This window comes from Propionivibrio sp. (assembly GCF_047602565.1).
Taxonomy (GTDB): domain Bacteria; phylum Pseudomonadota; class Gammaproteobacteria; order Burkholderiales; family Rhodocyclaceae; genus Propionivibrio.
This window is the reverse complement of the sequence record NZ_JASGGX010000001.1, coordinates 920,359-938,852: the sequence shown is the minus strand read 5'-3', so window position 1 is coordinate 938,852 and position 18,494 is coordinate 920,359. Positions and strand designations below refer to the sequence as shown.

General features: G+C 68.1%; 19 protein-coding genes. 8 read left to right on the top strand and 11 right to left on the bottom strand.

Going from position 1 to position 18,494, the window contains the following annotated elements:
- Positions 1-4: 4 nt before the first annotated feature.
- Genes QM701_RS04235 through QM701_RS04225 form a run of 3 tightly spaced genes read right to left on the bottom strand, consistent with a single transcriptional unit; the run spans position 5 to position 3,923 of the window.
- The gene (locus QM701_RS04235; protein WP_415165843.1) at positions 5-1,135 is read right to left on the bottom strand and encodes an ABC transporter permease; all 1,131 of its coding nucleotides are present in this window, start codon (positions 1,133-1,135) and stop codon (positions 5-7) included.
- On the bottom strand, positions 1,132-2,925 hold the full coding sequence (locus QM701_RS04230; protein WP_415165842.1) for an ATP-binding cassette domain-containing protein: 1,794 nt from the start codon (positions 2,923-2,925) through the stop codon (positions 1,132-1,134). Before QM701_RS04230 ends, QM701_RS04235 begins: the two co-directional genes overlap by 4 nt.
- Positions 2,922-3,923 (bottom strand): HlyD family efflux transporter periplasmic adaptor subunit, encoded by a 1,002-nt coding sequence (locus QM701_RS04225; RefSeq protein WP_415165841.1) that lies wholly within the window; start codon positions 3,921-3,923, stop codon positions 2,922-2,924. Before QM701_RS04225 ends, QM701_RS04230 begins: the two co-directional genes overlap by 4 nt.
- Positions 3,924-4,039: 116 nt before the next feature.
- On the opposite strand from QM701_RS04225, the gene QM701_RS04220 reads away from it, so the two are divergent.
- On the top strand, positions 4,040-4,702 hold the full coding sequence (locus tag QM701_RS04220) for a TetR/AcrR family transcriptional regulator (RefSeq protein WP_415165840.1): 663 nt from the start codon (positions 4,040-4,042) through the stop codon (positions 4,700-4,702).
- A 63-nt stretch (positions 4,703-4,765) separates the two neighbouring features.
- Here QM701_RS04220 and mgrA read toward each other — a convergent pair whose 3' ends face one another.
- From mgrA to QM701_RS04205, 3 genes are all read right to left on the bottom strand, one after another.
- On the bottom strand, positions 4,766-5,803 hold the full coding sequence (mgrA, locus tag QM701_RS04215) for an L-glyceraldehyde 3-phosphate reductase (RefSeq protein ID WP_415165839.1): 1,038 nt from the start codon (positions 5,801-5,803) through the stop codon (positions 4,766-4,768).
- Between the two features lie 214 nt (positions 5,804-6,017).
- Positions 6,018-6,827: a 3-keto-5-aminohexanoate cleavage protein gene (locus QM701_RS04210; RefSeq protein WP_415165838.1), complete on the bottom strand. Its 810-nt coding sequence runs from the start codon at positions 6,825-6,827 to the stop codon at positions 6,018-6,020.
- A gap of 321 nt (positions 6,828-7,148) precedes the next feature.
- Positions 7,149-8,183: a LacI family DNA-binding transcriptional regulator gene (locus QM701_RS04205; protein ID WP_415165837.1), complete on the bottom strand. Its 1,035-nt coding sequence runs from the start codon at positions 8,181-8,183 to the stop codon at positions 7,149-7,151.
- A 356-nt stretch (positions 8,184-8,539) separates the two neighbouring features.
- Here QM701_RS04205 and QM701_RS04200 point away from each other — a divergent pair, with 356 nt between their 5' ends.
- The 4 genes from QM701_RS04200 (at position 8,540) to QM701_RS04185 (ending at position 13,055) form a co-directional block, all read left to right on the top strand.
- The gene (locus tag QM701_RS04200; protein ID WP_415165836.1) at positions 8,540-9,538 is read left to right on the top strand and encodes a TRAP transporter substrate-binding protein; all 999 of its coding nucleotides are present in this window, start codon (positions 8,540-8,542) and stop codon (positions 9,536-9,538) included.
- 15 nt (positions 9,539-9,553) lie between these two features.
- Complete coding sequence (locus QM701_RS04195) at positions 9,554-11,422, top strand: TRAP transporter large permease subunit (protein WP_415165835.1); 1,869 nt, start codon at positions 9,554-9,556, stop codon at positions 11,420-11,422.
- A gap of 151 nt (positions 11,423-11,573) precedes the next feature.
- Positions 11,574-12,113, top strand: a complete 540-nt coding sequence (locus QM701_RS04190; protein WP_415165834.1) for a VOC family protein — start codon at positions 11,574-11,576, stop codon at positions 12,111-12,113.
- A gap of 120 nt (positions 12,114-12,233) precedes the next feature.
- Entirely contained in the window at positions 12,234-13,055 is an 822-nt protein-coding gene (locus QM701_RS04185) for a shikimate 5-dehydrogenase (protein ID WP_415165833.1), read from the top strand.
- 29 nt (positions 13,056-13,084) lie between these two features.
- On the opposite strand, the gene QM701_RS04180 is transcribed toward QM701_RS04185, so the two are convergent.
- From QM701_RS04180 to QM701_RS04170, 3 genes are all read right to left on the bottom strand, one after another.
- Complete coding sequence (locus QM701_RS04180; protein WP_415165832.1) at positions 13,085-14,008, bottom strand: 2-hydroxyacid dehydrogenase; 924 nt, start codon at positions 14,006-14,008, stop codon at positions 13,085-13,087.
- A 14-nt stretch (positions 14,009-14,022) separates the two neighbouring features.
- Positions 14,023-14,211 carry a 4-oxalocrotonate tautomerase gene (locus QM701_RS04175; protein WP_415165831.1) on the bottom strand — a complete coding sequence of 63 codons (189 nt, stop codon included), beginning with the start codon at positions 14,209-14,211 and terminating at the stop codon, positions 14,023-14,025.
- A gap of 79 nt (positions 14,212-14,290) precedes the next feature.
- The gene (locus tag QM701_RS04170; RefSeq protein ID WP_415165830.1) at positions 14,291-14,635 is read right to left on the bottom strand and encodes a 4a-hydroxytetrahydrobiopterin dehydratase; all 345 of its coding nucleotides are present in this window, start codon (positions 14,633-14,635) and stop codon (positions 14,291-14,293) included.
- A 147-nt stretch (positions 14,636-14,782) separates the two neighbouring features.
- Between QM701_RS04170 and QM701_RS04165 the strand changes: the two genes are divergently transcribed.
- Complete coding sequence (locus QM701_RS04165; RefSeq protein WP_415165829.1) at positions 14,783-15,145, top strand: hypothetical protein; 363 nt, start codon at positions 14,783-14,785, stop codon at positions 15,143-15,145.
- A gap of 84 nt (positions 15,146-15,229) precedes the next feature.
- A complete protein-coding gene (locus tag QM701_RS04160) occupies positions 15,230-16,027 on the top strand; it encodes an acetoacetate decarboxylase family protein (RefSeq protein WP_415165828.1) in 798 nt (265 codons plus the stop codon).
- A gap of 16 nt (positions 16,028-16,043) precedes the next feature.
- Here QM701_RS04160 and QM701_RS04155 read toward each other — a convergent pair whose 3' ends face one another.
- Together QM701_RS04155 and QM701_RS04150 are read right to left on the bottom strand one after the other, a co-directional pair.
- Positions 16,044-16,703, bottom strand: a complete 660-nt coding sequence (locus tag QM701_RS04155) for a YceH family protein (RefSeq protein ID WP_415165827.1) — start codon at positions 16,701-16,703, stop codon at positions 16,044-16,046.
- 115 nt (positions 16,704-16,818) lie between these two features.
- A complete protein-coding gene (locus tag QM701_RS04150; RefSeq protein ID WP_415165826.1) occupies positions 16,819-17,412 on the bottom strand; it encodes an isochorismatase family protein in 594 nt (197 codons plus the stop codon).
- Positions 17,413-17,502: 90 nt separating this feature from the next.
- Here QM701_RS04150 and QM701_RS04145 point away from each other — a divergent pair, with 90 nt between their 5' ends.
- Entirely contained in the window at positions 17,503-18,459 is a 957-nt protein-coding gene (locus tag QM701_RS04145) for a GlxA family transcriptional regulator (protein ID WP_415165825.1), read from the top strand.
- Positions 18,460-18,494: the final 35 nt, after the last annotated feature.

Genomic DNA, 18,494 nt, shown 5'->3' with positions numbered 1-18,494 from the left:
GGCGTCAGTCCAGTGTCTTGCGCAGGGTTGCGCGCGTGGCGTGGATCAATACGACGACATACAAGGAAAGGATGCCGGCGCTTTTCAGGATGGTGGGCCAGTGGTTGCCGGAGAGGAACAGGGTCTTGACCAGCCCCATGAAATGGGTGGCCGGCAGCAGATGGCTGACGACCTGGATCGCCACCGGCACATTGCGCAGGTCGAACACGAAGCCCGAGAGCATCAGGGCCGGCATGTAGCTGGTCAGCAGCGCCAGCTGGCTGGCCTGGAACTGGTTGCGCGTCTTGCCGGAAATGAACAGCCCCAGGAGCAGCGACACCGCGAGGTACAGCAGCGAGACGGCGACGATAACCGGCAACGAGCCGCGGATCGGCACGTCGAACAGGAAGCGGGCCGCCAGCAGGCACAGCGCGATGTCGATGGCGCCCACGAACAGGTAGGGGGTCAGCTTGGCGAGCACGACTTCCAGCGGCCGCACCGGCGTGACGAACAGCGATTCCAGCGTGCCGCGCTCCCACTCGCGGGCGATCAGCAGCGACGTGAGAAAGGCGCCGATCAGCGTCAGCACGAGCGCGATCAGCCCCGGCACCAGGTACCAGGTGCTGATGCCGGCCTCGTTGAACCACATGCGCTGGACCACGTCGACGCCAGCGCCGCCGGCCGCCTTGCCGCCGGCGCGGTCCGCCAGCCCCTGCGCCCATTTGCCGACGGCCCCGCCGACATAGCCTTCGAGGGTGTTCGCCGTGTTCGAATCCACGCCGTTGAGCACCAACTGGATGCGCGCGTCCCCCATGGCGAGCCGGCGCGAGAAGTCCATCGGCACCCGCACGATGCCGTCCACCTCGCCCGCGCGCAGGCGGGCCTCGGCCTCGGGCATGCTCTTCATCCACACGGGCGAGAGATAAACCGAGCCCTGCAGGCCGTCGAGCACCTGGCGCGCCGTGGGCGAACCGTCTTCCATGACCACGGCGACCGGCGCGTTCTTCACGTCGAACGACAGGCCGTAGCCGAACAGCAGGATCAGCATGGCCGGCAGCAGGAGGCCGACGGCCAGGTTGCTCCTGTCGCGCAGCATCTGGTGGACCTCCTTGCGCAGCAGCGCGGCGAAGCGCCTGACGAATCCCGAGGCGTTCATGCGCCGGCTCCCGCAACTGCGCCCCGGTTCGCGGCGCGGCCCTGCTCGACGATGGCGATGAAGGCGCTGTTCATGTCGGTGCCGGCATCGCCGCCGGCCTGCGCGCGCACCGCCTGCGGCGTGCCGAGCGCGAGCATCCTGCCGCCGTCCTGGATCGCGATGCGGTCGCAGTATTCCGCCTCCTCCATGAAATGGGTGGTGACGATGACGGTGACGCCGTCTTGCGCCAGCGCGGTGATGGTGCGCCAGAAAGAGCGGCGCGCCAGCGGGTCGATGCCGCTGGTGGGTTCGTCGAGAAACAGGATCTCCGGTTCGTGCAGCAGGCCGGCCGCCATGGCCAGGCGCTGCTTGTAGCCGCCGGGCAGCAGCCCGCTGATGGCCGAGGGGTCCAGCCCGAAGCGCTCGATCACGGCGGCCACGCGGCGGCGCAGCGCGTTCCCGCGCAGCCGGTAGGCGCCGCCGAAGAATTCCAGGTTCTCGCGTACCGTCAGGTTGCCGTACAGCGCGAATTTCTGCGCCACATAGCCGATGCGCCGGCGCGCTTCGGCGCGGGCCGTGCGCAAATTGACGCCCGCGACTTCGAGATGGCCGCTGGTGGCCGGCAGCAGACCGCACAGCATGCGGAAAGTGGTGGTCTTGCCCGCGCCGTTGGGGCCCAGCAAGCCGAAGATCTCGCCGCGCACCACCTCGAAGGAGGTGCTGGCCACGGCGGTGAAGTCGCCGAACTTGCGCACCAGATCGCGCACCACGATCACCGGCGCATCCGCGCCGTCGCTCTTCGGGCCGCCGTGCGCGCCGGCGCGCGGGGAAGGTTCGGCCGGCTCGGGCGAGGCGGCCGCCCGCGCGACCTTCTGCTGGCGCAGCAGCATCATGAAGGCATCTTCGAGTTCTTCGCCGCGCGGCCGGCAGTCAACGTCGCCGAGCAGTTCGCCCAGCGCCCGGTCATCCGCCTGCGGCTGGCGGATGAAGTTCACCGTGCCGCCCCTGGGCACGGCATCGACGATCAGCGCGTCGGCGTCGATCAGGCGGGCCTGCAGGTCGCGCGCCGGCGTGCCGGCGGGCGGGGCCGCGGTGAAGGCCAGCCCGCGGGCGCGTTCGCGCAGCGCGGCCGGCATGCCCTCGGCCAGCAGCCGCCCCGCGTGCATCACGAAAATCCGCGCGCAACGCTCGGCCTCGTCCATGTAGGCCGTGCTGACGATCACGCTCAGGTTTTCGTCGTCGACCAGTTGCTGCACGATCTTCCAGAGCTCGCGCCGCGAGAGGGGATCGACGCCGACGCTGGGCTCGTCCAGCAGCAACAGATCGGGCGAGCGCACCAGGGTGCAGGCCAGGCCCAGCTTCTGCTTCATGCCGCCCGAAAGCTTGCCGGCCGGGCGGTCGACGAAGCGTGCCAGGTCGGTCATCTCCAGCATCCGCGCGAAGCGTTCGCGGCGGATTCCGGGCGGCACGCCGTGCAGGTCGGCGTACAAATCCAGGTTCTCCCGCACGCTCAGGTCCTCGTACAGCCCGAAGCGCTGCGGCATGTAGCTGATGCGGTCCTGCACCGCCTGCGGATGCTTCGCCACGTCGAATCCCAGCACCCGCAGGCGCCCGGCGTCGGGCTTGAGCAGCCCGGCCATCATGCGCAGCAGCGTCGTCTTGCCCGCGCCGTCGGGGCCGACCAGTGCGGTCAGCTCGCCCGCGCGCACGCGCATCGTCATCTCATCGACCGCGCGCAGCACGCCGCCGTCCGGCGCCGCGAAGGTCTTGCGCAGGCCTTCGGCGACGACCGTCGCGTCGACACCGTTCATTGCGCGGCACCTGCGTCCAGATGAACGGTCGCCGGTTGTCCCAGCCGCAGCGCGTCCGCCGGGTCCTCGACCAGCACCCGCACCTCATAGACCAGACTGGTGCGCAGTTCCTCGGTCTGCACGGGCTTGGGGGTGAATTCGGCCACCGACGAGATGTAGCCGACCTTGCCGGCGACGGGCCGATCGGGACGGGTGTCGGTGACGACGCGCGCCGCCATGCCCGGCCGGACCTTGCCGAGATCGGGCTCGCCGACATAAACGCGCACCCATTTCGGCTGCGTCAGCGCCAGGGCGAACACCGGCCGCTGCGGGGTGGCCATGTCGCCGGGCTCCAGCAGGCGCGAACGCACCACCGCATCGGCCGGCGCCTGCAGTTCGCCCTGCGCGATCTGGTGCCGCAACAGCGCCAGTTGCGCCTGCGCCGCCTTGAGCTGCGCTTCCGCGCCCGCCACGTCCTCCGCGCGCGGCCCCAGTTCGGCCAGGCGCAGGGCTTCGCGCTGCTCCGCCACCTTGGCCCGGGCAACCTGCAGGGCGCTGCCGGCGCGATCCAGATCCTGCGCGCTCACGCCGCGTCCTTGCGTGCTGGCCGCGATGCCTTGCAGCCGCGCGTGGTCCTGCCCGGCGCGCAGCGCATCGGCCTCGGCCGCCACCAGCCGGCTGCGTTCCTGGGCGATCTCCTGCGGCCGCGAGCCATTGCGCAGGCGCGTCAGGGTCTGCTGCTGAACGCCGATCTGGGCCTGGGCCTGTTCCGCCTGCAGCGCCAGCGTGCGGGTATCGAGCAGGCCGAGCACGTCGCCGGCCTGTACCCGGTCGCCCTCGTCGACGCGCAATTCGGTCACGCGGCCGCTGCCTTCGAACGCCAGCGAGATTTGCCGGATGTCGACATTGCCGTACAGGACCAGCGCATCGCCGTTGCCGGGCCGGCTTTTGAACCACCAGGCTCCGGCGGCGACGAGAGCGAGGGCAACGACCACAAGGGCAATGGGCAGCTTCTTCATGTTGGGCTCCATGGGGAGGCAGGGACCGGGAGCCGCAATCATACATTAATACTAAATTAAATTTAAACTTAAATTTCAGGTAAAATACCTGCCCAGGCATTTGTAGAGAGAATCCGATGAGTACTCGAGGAGTCCGCGCCGACGGCGAGGCGACCCGCGTCCGCATACTGGACGCGGCGGGCGAGCTTTTCGCGGCGCGGGGCTTCGCCGAAACCACCAACAAGGCCATCGCGACGCAGGCCGGGGTCGATCTCGCGTCGATCAATTACCACTTCGGCAGCCGCGCCGGCCTCTACCAGGCCGTGCTCATCGAGGCGCACCGGCGCCTGATGGACGTGGCCGATCTGAGATCGCTGGCGCAAAGCCGGCTGCCCGCCGCCGACAAGCTGAAAGCCTTGATCGGGCAATTGGTCAGGAAAGCGACCGGCGACGCGGAGGGGTGGCACCTGACGGTACTGGCCGCGGAAATCTTTACGCCTTCCTCGCATATCCAGGTACTTTTCGAGTCCGAGATACTGCCCAAGGCCTCCTTGATGAAAGAGATCCTCGGCGAAATCACGGCCATTCCGGCGGATGATCCCGCGCTGACGCGCTGTCTGCTCAGCGTGGGCGCGCCGTGTCTGTCGCTGCTGATCGGCCGGCGCGGCATCCCGGGCCCGTTGCAGGACTTGGCGCAACAGCCGCCCGAGGTGCTCGTGGAGCATTTGCACGGGTTTGCGCTGGGAGGTCTGAAGGCCATCGGCGAGGCTTACAGACGACGCGCGAATGGCCAATCCTGACGCCGGCTGCGCCAGTGTTTGCGGGGGGCGTGGCGCCGGCGGGCGGCCGGCGTCGGCCAGCGCTCAGCCGGCCAGGCTCGACGCCGACCAGATGTTGAGGTTCGCTTCGCCGGCCCAGCGGTCGATCTCGGCGAGTTCCTCCGGGGTGAAATCCAGCCGCTTCAGGGCGGCGACGTTTTCTTCCAACTGGCCGATGCGGCTGGCGCCGATCAGCGCCGAGGTGACCTGCGGGTGGCGCAGGACCCAGGCCAGCGCCATCTGCGCCAGGGTCTGGCCGCGGCGGTCGGCGATTTCCATCAGCGGGCGGATTCTCTCCAGCGTGGCCGGGGCGAGGTAGTTTTCCCGGAACGACGCGGCGCCCTTGGCCTTGCGCGAGTCGGCCGGCACGCCGGCGAGATATTTCCCGGTCAGCAGGCCCTGCGCCAGCGGCGAGAAGACGATGCAGCCGATGCCTTCGTCGCGCAGCGTGTCGAGCAGATCCTCCTCGATCCAGCGGTTGAGCAGCGAGTACGACGGCTGGTTGACCACGCACGGCACGCCCATCGCCTTGAGCAGCGCCGCGGCTTCCCGCGTCTTCTTCGCCGAATAGGAGGAGATTCCCGCGTACAGCGCCTTGCCCTGGCGCACGGCGGAGGCCAGCGCGCCCATCGTTTCCTCGAGCGGGGTGTCCGGGTCGAAGCGATGCGAATAGAAAATGTCCACGTAGCTGAGCCGCATGCGCTTCAGGCTCTGGTCCAGGCTGGCCAGCAGGTGCTTGCGCGAACCGTCGGCGCCGTAAGGACCGGACCACATCGGGTAGCCCGCCTTGGTGGAGACGATCAGCTCGTCGCGATAGGGCGCCAGCTCCCTGGCCAGGATGCGGCCGAACAGGGTTTCCGCCGCGCCGGGCGGCGGGCCGTAGTTGTTGGCCAGGTCGAAATGGGTGATGCCGAGGTCGAAGGCGCGCAGCAGCAGCTCGCGCGCCGCGGCGGGATCGGTGCTGCCGCCGAAGTTATGCCACAGCCCGAACGAGAGGGCGGGCAGTTTCAGACCGCTGCTGCCCAGCCGTCGATAGGGCATGGTCTCGTACCGGGAGGCGGCGGCGATCCATGTCGCGGTCATGACGATTCCCTTTCGTGAAAGCCGTTTCGAAGACAGGCGGCATTCCTGTGCGCGGCCGGCGCCCCTGGGGAGTCGCCGCCGCTCGGCCGCGGCCCCGGACGGCGTCAGGTCGGACGCGCGTACCGGGGCGAGGCGCCCGGACACCATATTCCGGGGGACGGATTTTGTCCAGGCCGCGCCGCGCGCCGGCGCGTCGGGATCGCCGCCGGGCGATTCACGGCTTGGGCTGGACGTTGAGCATGCGCCGCGCTTCGTCGGGCGTGGCGATCTCGCGGTCCATGGCGCGGATCAGTGCGGCCAGCTTGTCGACGAGTTGCAGGTTGTTCTCGGCCCGCCGTTCCGGGTCGAGGAACTTGCTGTCCTCGAAGCCGATGCGCACGAGGTCGGCGCCCATGCCGATGGCCGCCGCCAGGAAGTCGAAGCCGCGCCGGCCGAAATGCGTGACGCCCCAGAGCGCATCCTTGGGCACGAAATGGCGGAAATGCACGAGCGCGTCGATCGTCGCCGGCATCGTGCCGCGATGCCCGAAAACGGTGTTGATGAGCATCGGCCGCGCGACCTCGACCTGCGCGGCGATCTCGCAGATCGAGTGAATCATGCCGATCTCGAAGACCTCGTACTCGGGTACGATCCGCTTCTCGGCGGCAAGCTCGGCGCAGTAGCGGACGTCGGGCAGCGAGTTGGCGTAGACCGCGTCGCCGAGGTTGGTCGAGCCGCCGTTGAGCGAGGTCATTTCGACGCTCGGGCACTTGAACAGGGGCGCGCAGCGCTGCTCGATGTTCATCTCCGAAATGCCACCCGAGGACGCCTGCAGGATCAGGTTGGAGCCTTTCCTGATCAGGCAGATGGTCTCCGCGAAGTCGGCGACGTCCGGGGTCAGCTTCCCCGTCCGGTCGCGCACGTGCAGATGCACCATCGCCGCGCCCAGCGCCTCGGCCTGCACGGTTTCCGCCGCCACTTCCTCGGGAATGACCCGCGTGTCCGCCGCCGACACCGGCGCCAGCGATATGATGACCTTGCCCATCGATCCGTCTCCTTCCAGGAATGCCGTGGATTCGGGACCCGCGTGCCGCCGGGTCGCCCGCCTTGCGCCGGCGGCGGGTGAGCCCGTTCCGCCGGCATCGGCCGCGCGCCGCGAATATCCTGGAGTCATTTCCGACGGTGCGCGCCGGGGCTATTAGACGGGCGGCGGAAGAAGCGTGTCAATGCGATTCCGGCGGCGATCGATGATGGTTTTTGATGTGTATTGAAGTCCATCACGGGGCTGTGTCCGGCGCCCGGCAAGGCTTTGCGCGCCGTTCCCCGCCGGCGTCCGACCCCGTTTTTCCCGATGCCGGACGCCTCGCTACGGCAGGTTTTCGCGGAAGACGACGCTGATGCGCAGGGGCTCGACGCCGGCCAGCGGGTCGCGCTTCTCGCGCAGGTTGCAGAAGATGCGCACGCAGTTCATGACGACGCTGAGCGGCGGCTGGGTGAGCACGGCGTCCATGGCGCCGTCGATCAGCAGCGAACGGGTGTCGGGGGTCAGCCCGTGACCGACCAGCACGACCTTCTGGTCGCGCCCGGCGTCCTTGAGCGCCATGGCCACGCCGTCGGCGGCGCCGCCGATGTTGTAGATGCCGGCGATGTCGGGGAACTGCTTGAGCAGCTGGCGCGTTTCCTTGCGGTTCTTCTCGGCGTCGTCCTGTCCCTCGCGCAGCCCGACGACGCGCATGGCCGGGAACATCTCGTTCATCAGGCTGAGGAAGCCGACTTCCCGTTCCTCGTGGCCGCGGTAGGAGCGGCTGCCGGCGATCAGCGCCACCGCGCCGCGCCCGCCGAGGAAGCGTCCGACGATCAGCCCGGCGGTGCGGCCGGCGGCGCGGTTGTCGAGGCCGACGTAGGCCACCCGCCGCGAATGCGTGAGGTCCGACACCAGCGTGACCACCGGAATGCCCTCGTCGGCCAGGGTGGCCACCGCCTCGCGCACGCGCGGGTGCTCCAGCGCCATGAAGGCGACGCCGTCCGCGCGGCGCCCGTGGTAGAGCAGCCGTTCGGCCAGGACCTCGGGGTTGAAGCCTTCGATGAAGTAGTTGCGGCAGCGCACGTTGAACGGCGCCAGGTGCTCCTCCGATGACGTCACCATGTCGCCGAGCATGCGCAGGTAGCGGTTGGTTCCCGAGGGCAGCAGGAAGGTCAGGCGCAGCGGCTTCGGGCGCAGCGATTCGAACAGGCGCGATTCCGGCAGGTAGTCGTGCTTGCCGGCGATCTTCAGGACCCGCTGGATGGTGCTTTCACGCACTCCCGAACGGCGGTTGAGGACGCGGTCCACAGTCGCCGTGGACACCCCGGCCTCGCGCGCGATGTCCACGATGCGTGTACGCGAAGGAGATGATGGCATTTTTCAATACATCAAAAACAATCAGGAAACAAGGTTTGACCCCGGCGGCGATCAACGCATAAATTGACGCCTGTTCCGCGAATCAAGTCTTCGAGTCGAATAATAAGATATCAGGAAACATCAAAGCCACGCAGTCCGCCGGAAACGCCGCCTTTTGGGCGTCCGGCGCCGCGCCGGGGTGATGAAAAAACAACAGGACGGCGTCCTGAACGATCCGCGAGGGAGGTTTTCGGACGGATCTTTTTGCCGGCCGGCGCATCCGGCCCGGCGTTTATGGGATTTCCTGCACCCGCAGGGAGCGATCGGTGTTCATAACAAGGGGATACATCATGTTCAGTTCTTCCAGGCGAAATGTCTTGCGCACCTTGGCGGCTTCTCCCATCGTGGCCGCCGCCGCGACGATTCCGGGCTTGTCGCGCGCCGCCGCGCCCGAGTTTTCCTTCAAGTTCGGCCATAACCAGCCGACCAGCCATCCGATGCACATCCGCGCGCAGGAAGCGGCCGAGCGCGTCTTCGCCGAGTCGAAGGGCCGGCTGGAAGTGAAGATTTTCCCCAACAACCAGATGGGCGGCGACAGCGACATGCTGGCGCAGGTGCGCAGCGGCGGCCTGCAGATGTATGCGCCGTCCTCGGCGGGCCTGTCGACCCTGGTGCCGGTGGCGACCATCAATGCCGTCGGCTTTTCCTTCGCCGACTATCAGCAGGTGTGGGCGGCCATGGACGGCAAGCTCGGCGCCCACGTGCGCGCGGCCATCGAGAAGGTCGGCCTGCATCCGCTCGAGCGCGTGTGGGACATCGGCTTCCGCCAGATCACCACCAGCGGCCGGCCGATCAACGGCGCCCAGGACATGGCGGGCCTGAAGATCCGCGTGCCGGTCAGCGCGCTGTTCGTCTCAATGTTCAAGGCGCTCGGCGCGGCGCCCGGCAGCCTGCAGTTCGCCGAGCTGTACACCGCGCTGCAGACGAAGGTGTATGACGCCCAGGAGAATCCCCTGACGATCATCCAGATCGCCAAGATGTACGAAGTCCAGAAGTACTGCTCGCTGACCAACCACATGTGGGACGGCTGGTGGATGATCGTCAACGGACGCGCCTGGAAGGAGCTGCCGCCGGACCTGCAGCAGATCCTGTCCGGCGCGTTCAACGATGCGGTGCTCAAGGAACGCGAGGACGTCCGCGCGCTGGACGAGGCGACGCAGGCCGATCTGAAGGCCAAGGGCATGATCATCAACGCGACGACGCCGGATTCGTTCCGCACCGCGCTCAAGAAGGCCGGTTTCTACGCGGAATGGCACAAGAAGTTCGGCGACGAGGCCTGGGGGCTGCTGGAACAGTACGTCGGCAAGCTGTCCTGAGCGGAGGAGGGGACGATGCAGTCACCGACGTTTGCCTTGCCGCTGGAGAACGACAGCGGCTGGAGAAGGGCGCTGGCGGCGTTCGACCGCGGCCTCGGCGGCACGGTCGAATACGTCGCCGCCGCCGTGGTGCTGGCCGAGATCGTGGTGCTGTTCTCGGGCGTGCTGTCGCGCTACGTGTTCCATGAGCCGCTGGTGTGGTCCGACGAGCTGGCCTCGACGCTGTTTCTCTGGCTGTCCATGCTGGGGGCGGTGGTCGCCCTGCGGCGCGGGGCGCACATGCGCATGACGGCGGTGGTGACCAAGCTGCCGCGGGAAAAGCAGGTGCTGGTCGAGGTCTTCGGCATCGTGGCCTCGCTGGCCTTCCTGGCGCTGTTCCTCTGGCCGGCCTGGGAGTATGCCCAGGACGAGGCGATGATCACCACGCCGGCGCTGGAGATCAGCAACCTGTGGCGCGCCGTCGCGCTGCCCCTCGGCTGCGCGCTGATGGCGGTGACGGCCATCCTGCGCCTGGTCCTGCGCAGCCGTCCGCGCGACATCGCGCTGTGCGTGCTGGCGGTCGCCGCTCTGGTCGCCGCCTTCTGGCTGGCCGGCCCGTTGCTCAAGGGGCTGGGCAAGGCCAACCTGCTGATCTTCTTCGTGGTCATCGTCGGCATCAACGTCTTCGCCGGCGTGCCCATCGCCTTTTCCTTCGCCCTGGCGACCTTCGGCTATCTGGCGCTGACCACGCGCACGCCGATGCCGGTGATGGTCGGGCGCGTCGAGGAGGGGATGTCGCACCTCGTGCTGCTGGCCGTGCCGCTGTTCGTCTACCTCGGCCTGCTGATCGAGATGACGGGCATGGCGCGGGCCATGGTGCAGTTTCTGGCGAGTCTGCTCGGGCACGTCAGGGGCGGCCTGTCCTACGTCCTGATCGGCGCCATGTATCTGGTCTCCGGCATCTCGGGCTCGAAGACCGCCGATCAGGCGGCCGTCGCCCCGGTGCTCTTCCCGGAGATGAAGGATCGCGGCGCCCAGCCGGGCGATCTGGTGGCGCTGCTTTCGGTGACAGGCGCGCAGACGGAGACGGTGCCGCCGAGCATCGTGCTGATCACCGTCGGCTCGGTCACCGGCGTGTCGATCGCCGCGCTGTTCGTCGGCGGCCTGCTGCCGGCCGTGATCTGCGGGCTGGCGCTGTGCGTCGTCGTCTGGTGGCGTAACCGGCACGAGGATCTCTCCAAGGTCCGGCGCTATACCCGCGCCGAGATCGGCCGGATGTGCGTCGTCGCCCTGCCGGCGCTGGTGCTGCCCTTCGTGATCCGCTTCGCGGTCATCGAAGGCATCGCCACGGCCACCGAGGTGTCCACCATCGGCATCGTCTATTCCGTGCTCATCGGGCTGCTGGTCTACCGGCAGTTCGATTTCAGGCGCGCGGTGGCGATGCTGATCGACACGGCCAGCCTGGCCGGGGCCATCATCTTCATCATCGGCTGCGCCACGGCGATGGCCTGGGGACTCACGCAGTCCGGGTTCTCGCACGACCTGGCCGTGCTGATGAAGAGCCTCGGCGGCGCGGGCACCTTCATGATCGTCTCGGTGGTCGTCTTCATCATCCTCGGCAGCGTGCTGGAGGGGATTCCGGCCATCGTGCTGTTCGGCCCGCTGCTCTTTCCGATCGCGCGCGAGATGGGCATCAACGACGTGCACTATTCCATGGTCGTGATCCTGGCCATGGGCACCGGCCTGTTCGCGCCGCCGTTCGGCGTCGGCTACTACGGCTGTTGCGCGGTCAGCAAGGTGCATCCCGACGAGGGCATCCGCTACATCTGGGGCTATCTCGCCGCGCTGGTGCTCGGCCTGCTGGTGGTGGCCTTCGTGCCCTGGATCTCTACCGGCTTCTTGTAAATCCCGAACCCGGTCCGGCCCGGAGGCTCACCTCCGGGCCGGCCGGACTCCCGCAGCAACGGTATCCGGGCGGTTCGCCGGAGGCCGGTTTCCGGCCGCCGGTACGCCGTTCGCGAACCCTTTCACCAACCTGATACGGAAGTGACTTCTCATGAGCAAACATCTTGGACCGATCCGGCAGCTGGGCTACGTCGTGCCCGACATCGAGGCGGCGATGCAATACTGGTCGAACGTCCTGGGCGTCGGGCCCTGGTACTACAACCCGAAAGTGCCGATCAAGAACTATCGCTACAAGGGCGAAGGGTACGAGCCGCACAATTCGGTGGCGCTGGCCAATTCCGGCTACGTGCAGGTCGAGCTGATCCAGACGCGCAACGACATCCCGTCGATGTACCGCGACTTCCGCCAGACGAGCGGCAGCGGCCTGCAGCACGTGGCTTTCTGGACCGAGGACTACGACTGCGACCTGGACAGGCTGCTCGGCCTCGGCTGGCAACCGGTGATGCAGGGCGAAGTGGGCGAGCGCGGGCGCTTCATCTACTTCGACACCGAATATCACCCCGGAACCGTGATCGAGCTCTCCGAAGTGCTCGGCCCCAAGGGCAAGATGTTCAAGATGATCCGCGAGGCCAGCGAAGGCTGGGACGGCAAGGACCCGGTGCGGCCGTTCCCGGATCTCGCCACGCTTTGAGGCGGTTTCGGCGCCATTCCGCAGCCGGCCCCGAGGGGCCGGTTTTTTTGCGCTCGCGGCATCGGCGGTCCGATATCATGTGGGGCGGATGCTTGCGAAAAACGGACTCTGGAATTCGAAATGACCCGACAGATCACCAAGGACACGACGCTGTGCATGTCGCTCGCGGCGCGGCCGAGCAACTTCGGCACGCGCTTCCACAACTACCTGTACGAGGCGCTCGGGCTCGATTACCTCTACAAAGCCTTCACCACCACCGACCTGCCCGCCGCGATCGGCGGCGTGCGCGCGCTGGGCATCCGCGGCTGCGCCGTTTCCATGCCGTTCAAGGAGGCGTGCATCCCGCTGGTCGATGAGCTCGACGCCTCGGCGCGCGCCATCGACTCGGTCAATACCATCGTCAACACCGCCAGCCGTCTCAAGGCGTACAACACCGACTACCTCGCCGTCAGCGCGCTGCTGAACGAACTCCGGCTGCCGCGGGAAACGCCGTTCGCGCTGCGCGGCAGCGGCGGCATGGCCAAGGCCGTGGCCTGCGCCTTGAAGAACGCCGGTTTCCGGAACGGCCTCGTCGTGGCCCGCAACGAGGCGGCCGGCCGCGCGCTGGCCGGGCTGTACGGCTACGCCTGGCGGCCCGATGCGGCCGGGCTGCGGGCGGGCCTGCTGATCAACGTCACCCCGATCGGCATGGCCGGCGGCGCGGACGCCGAGGCGCTGCCGTTCGCCGAGGCCGACGTCGCGGCAGCGCTGGCGGTGTTCGACGTCGTCGCCCTGCCGCCGGAAACGCCGCTGATCCTGCTGGCGCGCTCGCTCGGCAAGCCGGTCATCACCGGCGCGGAAGTCTTCGCCATCCAGGCCGTCGAACAGTTCGTCCTGTACACGGGCGTGCGTCCGGACGACGCGCTGTTCCGGCGGGCGGCGGCGTTCGCCCGCGGCGAATGAGACTGGATCGGGGCTGAGTCCGCGGCGCGTCAGTAGCCGCGGTCCCGTTCGACCAGGCCGTTCAGCGGCCGGCCGGCGGCCTGCGCGCGCAGGTTGGCCGCGATCTGCGCCACGGCGTCTTCCGGCACCGTGTCGGCGGCGACGTGCGGCGTGACGATCACGCGCGGGTGCCGCCAGAAAGGATGGTCCTCCCGCAAGGGCTCCCCGGCGAACACGTCGAGCAGCGCGAAGCGCAGGCACCCGGCGTCGAGCCGCGCGAGCAGGGCATCCTCGTCGATCAGCGCGCCGCGTCCGGCGTTGATCAGCGCCGCGCCGTCGGGCAGCAGGGCCAGCCGGTCGGTATTGAGCAATCGTTGCGTTTCCGGCGTTGCAGGCAGCACGCAGAACAGCACGTCGGTCTCCGGCAGCAGCTCGCGCAGCCCGGCTTCGCCGTGCAGGCAGCGGATGCCGTCGATCGAACGCGGCCGGCGGCTCCAGCCAGCGACGTGATAGCCCAGGCCGACGAGGTCCGTAGCGACCCGGCCGCCCAGTTCCCCCAGCCCCAGGATGCCGACGCGCACGTCCCGGGCCAGCCGTGTCTCCAGCGGCTGCCAGCGCCCCGCGCGCTGCTGCCCGGCGTAGCGGTCCATCTGCCGCTGATAATGCAGCACGCCGTACAGGCAATACTCGGTCATCTGCTGCGCCATGCCGGCGTCGGTCAAGCGGACGATGCGCACGTGCGGCGCGAGGTCCTTGCGCTGCAACAGCTTGTCGACCCCGGCGCCCATCGCGAACACCGTGTGCAGATTCGGGAATCGCGCAAAGAAGCCGTCCGGCGGCGCCCACACGGCGGCGTGCGTCACCGCCTCGGCGCCGGCCTCCTGCGGCCAGCAGGCGACGGTTTCATCGGGCAGCGCTTCGCGTAGCAGGCGTGTGTAGCATTCCTGCTGGTCGGGCGTGTAGAGATAGAGCATGTCGGTTCGGGCGGCTACGGCCTTTCCGACCACATCGTGCCGCCGGTCGCCCAGTTGTGGCGTTCGACGTCGATCAGGATGATGTTGACCGCGCCCGGATCGCAGCCGAGCACGCGGCAGGTTTCCTTGGTCAGCGCCTCGACGAGTTCGCGCTTTTGCTCCGGACTGCGGCCGGCGAAGAGTTCGATGTGCATGGTGGGCATGGGCAATCTCCTGGTCGGTGGAGGCCCAACTTTAGCCGCCCCGCACCGGCAAGTCCATGCGGAGGTCGCGCCACGAACGCTACGGAGCCGCCAGCAGCGCGTCGATCTTCGCCGCGCAGATGAAGTCGTTCTCCGACAAGCCGCCGATGGCGTGTGTCGAGTAGCGGACGCGGCATTCGCGGTAGCTCACTGCGAGGTCGGGATGGTGGTCCTCGCGGTGGGACACCCAGGCGGTGGCGTTCACGAACGCCATCGTCTCGTGGTAGTTGCGGAAATAGTAAGTCTTGGCGATTTCGTCGCCGGCCAGCTCCCAGCCGTCCAGGGTTTTCAGCATCTGCGCGGCCTCCTCGCCGGTCAGCGGCGGCACGCCGCCCTCGCAGGGCTTGCAGTGGCGCGCGGCGAGGTCGCAGGATCGATCGCTCATGGCGGTTCTCCGGTTTGCCATGGCCCGCGGGCTGCGCGCCACGTCTGCCGTTTGATGCCGCCGGCGGCTGTACGTTCGCGGGACGGCCCGAACTCGGGTTCCCGCACAAGGTCGAAACGGCGTGACAGCGGATTCGGGATGTGGCGCATGGACGACAAGGACAAGGCTCCCGGCGGGGCAGAGCGCAGCGAGCGGGAGACCTTCTGGCATCTGCTCTACCGCTATCTCTGGCCGTTCCAGTATTTCCGCGACGCCACCGTAGGCGACCGGCTGCAGCAACAGTCGAACTACCGGCACAACCGCGCGATGCGCTTCTGCCTCCCGCGATTCATGCTCCGATGGTCGGTCGTGTCGGCGCACTGGTTCGCCTGGGGCAGCTTCCTGGATGGCACGCTGAGCCTGGCGCTGCTGGTGGCCGGCTGCTTCGTGGCGGCCACGCTAGCGCTGATCATGGTCCTGCTGCTCGGCATCGACTGGCTGTGGCTGGGGCATTTCCCCGAACGGTTCTGACAGGACGCGCCGGAGCGCGCGGCTTGCGGGCCGTGCGCCGGTGTGCTCTATTCACCCCTTCGCCAACTCCGACACGGCCCGTCCATGAGCACACCGACCTGGAACAATCGAGGCTTCACCGCTCCGTTCACCGCCACCGGGACCAGCGCCCTGGTGCCGCCGCCGCCCTGGCATTATGCCGGGTGGCTGTTCAACGTCGCCTTTTCGTTCGACGCGGCGCGCGCGCTGCCGCTCGTCCCTCCCGCCGCCGGCCGGCCGGTGGGGCGCGGCTGCGTGCACTTCGCCGACTGGCAGGCATGCACGGACGGCCATGAGCTGCTCGATCCGATCCTCGCCCAGTACCGCGAGACCATCGTCGTCCTGGAGCTGGAACGCCCGGACGGGAGCCGCTGCATGTATTGCCCGGCGATCTGGGTTGACCAGGACATCTCCCTGATGCGCGGCCTGCTGCAGGGGTGGCCGAAGAAGATGGGCAGCACGTGGCTGACGCGCAGCCTGCCGCTCGATCATCCGGCCGCCGCGCCGCTGCGCGCCGGCAGCCGGCTGGGCGCCGCCCTGGCGGTGAAGGACCGCCGGCTGATCGAGGCGCAGGCGACCTTGCGCGGCGAAGCGGGCCGGCCGCTCGGCTTTCTTGCCATGCCGACCGTCGGCGCCGTCGGCTGGGCCGACCTGCGCCGGCCGGAGGCGATGCCGGAGCCGTGCCTCGTCCGCCCGGACATCCGCGACAAGGTGCAGAGCGCCTGGCATGCCGCCGACGCGCAGCTGCGCATCCATCCGCATCCCGGCGAGGACATTGCCTGCCTGGGCGAAATCGAGGTATCCGACGCGGCGGCCGGCTGGGTCGGGATTACCGTCGCCGGCGCCGTCGACGCCGGCGGCTGATTCAAGCCGTGGGCGGTCAGTCGCCGCTGGCGGCGCGCCCGGCAAGCGCCGCCAGCGCGGCGCGCAGTTCGGCGACTTCTTCTTCGAGCCGGGCGATCCGTTCCTCGAGCGCCGCGCCGACGCGTTCGCGGGGCGCTTCCGGCGCCGCCGGCAGGGCGGCTTCGCCGCACAGCAGATGCGCCCAACGGTGTTCGCGCGATCCCGGCTGCTTGGGCAGCTTCGCCGTCAGCGCGCCGCTGCCGCGCGTGGCGAGTTCTTCCAGATAGGCCTCGACCGACGAAACGTCGTCGAAGCGGTAGAGCCGTTCGCAGTTGGCGCGCAGCTCGCTGACCGTCTGCGGGCCGCGCAAAGCGAGGATGGCGAGCAGCGCCACGCTGGCTTGCGGCAGGCCGTACACCTTGCCGAAATTCTGCGTGTAGCGCAGCACGCGGCCCGACGCGCCGTAGTTTTCCAGCACCAGCGAGCGGCCGCGCAGCTCTTCGAGCGCGGACTGGATTTCGCTTTCCGCGAGATTCATCACCGGCTCGCGCGAGGTCTTCTGGTTGCAGCCCGCGGCCAGGCTGTTCAGCGTCAGCGGGTAGGTGTCGGGGACTGTCTTTTCCTTTTCGACGAGGACGCCCAGGATGCGGGCTTCGACGGGGGTCAGGGCGGGGAGGGCGGATTGCGGAGTAGTCATCGGTTCTTTTTCATCGAGGGGAAAGGGTAAACCAAGTCCTGAAAGCCCGTTTTCTCGCCGTTATCCACATGCGCCGGGAGCTGGCAGACAGAACCCCGAAGTCGGTGCTCGTGGCTCAGTCCTCGATATCGGAGGCATTCCAGACGATTTTCGCCATCGTATCACCGAGACCGACAAGACAGGCCGTTTGCAGCGTCGCGGCCGGAACCGTGCCGCCCCTGCCGTCGGGCAGGTCGCGGGTCGCGGTGGCTGCCGCGACGACGGTGCAGGCGTAACCGATTTCCCGCGCGGCGCGGACGGTTGAACTGACGCAATTGTGCGTCATGAACCCGATGACGATCAGGCTCCTGCGCCCGCTGGACGCAAGTACCTCTTGCAGGCGGGTCCCGGCGAACGAATTGGCGAGTGTCTTTTCGACGATAGCCTCATCTGGGCGTGGAATCAGCGGAGCCGCTGGTTGAAAGCCGATGGTTTCGCGATTGAAGAGCACTCCGGCGCCACGGTGCAGAACGTGCACCACCGGCGTACCGGTGGCACGCGCCCGCGTCAGCAGTTCGCCGCCTGCGGCCAAGGCTTTGTCGATGCCCGCCAGCGGCAACTGGCCATCGACGTATTCCCGCTGGGCGTCGATGATGAGCAGAACGGCGTCCGAGAGCCGGGCGGCGGCTGGCGTCGCGCCGGCCATGTCGAGCAGGGTTTGGGGAATCATGATCGGTCTCCTGAATGGGCGCCGCCATGATCTCCCATCGATCGAGTCACCCCAAGAGGCATAATTGACAAAAAACAAGCCGAATCTGCCATGAAAATTGCCTTGATCGTGGAGCCCGGAGCGACGCCGTCCAGCGTCATGCTCACGCTGGACATGGTCAATATCGCCAGTCGCTATCCCGAGGTGGAGGGCTGCCGGCTCGATCTGTTGTCGATCGCGGGCGGCCCGGTACGGCTTTCGCCGCCGGTCAGCGTCGAGACGCAAGCCATGCCTGCCGTGCTCACAGGCTATACGGCGGTGATTCTGCCCGGCTTCTTTGCCGGCGATGCCGCCACCTTGATCGAGGCGGCGGGGACGTTCTGGCAGCCGGTCATCGCGCGGCTGCGCCTCCTGCCCGACGATACCCTCGTCGCCGCAAGCTGTTACGGCACCTTCGTGCTCGGCGAGAGCGGCCTGCTCGACGACGTCGAGGCCACCACGACCTGGTGGTTCCGGGATCTCTTCCGCCAGCGCTATCCGCGCGTCCGGCTCGACGCCGACCTCGCGGTGGCCGACGGCGGCCGCTGCATCACCGCCGGGGCCATGACCGCGCATGCCGATATGACGCTGCACGTGCTGCGCCGTCTGTTTGGCGCATCGCTGGCGCGTCGGGTCGGGAACATCATGCTGGTTGATGGCGTGCGGATCTCGCAGCGGCCCTTCATGATGCTGCGCCGCCGTTTCGAGGACCCGCTGATCCAGCGGGCGACCGATTGGCTGGCGACGCAGGTTGAAGTGGGTATCTCGACCGAAATGCTGGCCGATGCGCTGCATGTGAGCTATCGCACGCTGCATCGCCGCTTCCAGTCCGCCGCCGGCATGTCGCCGCTCGCCTACCTGCAGGATTTGCGCGTCGAACAAGCCAAGGAGATGCTGGAGTGCACGTCGTTGAGCCTCGAACAGATTGTCGGCAAAGTCGGCTACAGCGACGTTTCGGCCTTCCGGCGGCTGTTCGCGCGGCGTGCCGGAGTGAGCCCGATGCAGTACCGGCAGCGTTTTCGGCGTTGAATTACCGTCCGGCGCAGCGCGGGAGCCGGTAAACG

Excerpts from the sequence above, each read along its gene's own strand:
- QM701_RS04210 (WP_415165838.1), bottom strand. The coding sequence starts at position 6,827 with ATGGGCAAGGTCATCATATCGCTGGCGCCGGTGTCGGCGGCGGACACG.
- QM701_RS04155 (WP_415165827.1), bottom strand. The coding sequence starts at position 16,703 with ATGACTACTCCGCAATCCGCCCTCCCCGCCCTGACCCCCGTCGAAGCC.
- QM701_RS04185 (WP_415165833.1), top strand. The coding sequence starts at position 12,234 with ATGACCCGACAGATCACCAAGGACACGACGCTGTGCATGTCGCTCGCG.
- QM701_RS04230 (WP_415165842.1), bottom strand. The coding sequence starts at position 2,925 with ATGAACGGTGTCGACGCGACGGTCGTCGCCGAAGGCCTGCGCAAGACC.
- QM701_RS04225 (WP_415165841.1), bottom strand. The coding sequence starts at position 3,923 with ATGAAGAAGCTGCCCATTGCCCTTGTGGTCGTTGCCCTCGCTCTCGTC.
- QM701_RS04205 (WP_415165837.1), bottom strand. The coding sequence starts at position 8,183 with ATGCCATCATCTCCTTCGCGTACACGCATCGTGGACATCGCGCGCGAG.
- QM701_RS04160 (WP_415165828.1), top strand. The coding sequence starts at position 15,230 with ATGAGCACACCGACCTGGAACAATCGAGGCTTCACCGCTCCGTTCACC.
- QM701_RS04145 (WP_415165825.1), top strand. The coding sequence starts at position 17,503 with ATGAAAATTGCCTTGATCGTGGAGCCCGGAGCGACGCCGTCCAGCGTC.
- QM701_RS04235 (WP_415165843.1), bottom strand. The coding sequence starts at position 1,135 with ATGAACGCCTCGGGATTCGTCAGGCGCTTCGCCGCGCTGCTGCGCAAG.
- QM701_RS04170 (WP_415165830.1), bottom strand. The coding sequence starts at position 14,635 with ATGAGCGATCGATCCTGCGACCTCGCCGCGCGCCACTGCAAGCCCTGC.
- QM701_RS04195 (WP_415165835.1), top strand. The coding sequence starts at position 9,554 with ATGCAGTCACCGACGTTTGCCTTGCCGCTGGAGAACGACAGCGGCTGG.
- QM701_RS04220 (WP_415165840.1), top strand. The coding sequence starts at position 4,040 with ATGAGTACTCGAGGAGTCCGCGCCGACGGCGAGGCGACCCGCGTCCGC.
- mgrA (WP_415165839.1), bottom strand. The coding sequence starts at position 5,803 with ATGACCGCGACATGGATCGCCGCCGCCTCCCGGTACGAGACCATGCCC.
- QM701_RS04150 (WP_415165826.1), bottom strand. The coding sequence starts at position 17,412 with ATGATTCCCCAAACCCTGCTCGACATGGCCGGCGCGACGCCAGCCGCC.
- QM701_RS04165 (WP_415165829.1), top strand. The coding sequence starts at position 14,783 with ATGGACGACAAGGACAAGGCTCCCGGCGGGGCAGAGCGCAGCGAGCGG.
- QM701_RS04175 (WP_415165831.1), bottom strand. The coding sequence starts at position 14,211 with ATGCCCACCATGCACATCGAACTCTTCGCCGGCCGCAGTCCGGAGCAA.
- QM701_RS04180 (WP_415165832.1), bottom strand. The coding sequence starts at position 14,008 with ATGCTCTATCTCTACACGCCCGACCAGCAGGAATGCTACACACGCCTG.
- QM701_RS04190 (WP_415165834.1), top strand. The coding sequence starts at position 11,574 with ATGAGCAAACATCTTGGACCGATCCGGCAGCTGGGCTACGTCGTGCCC.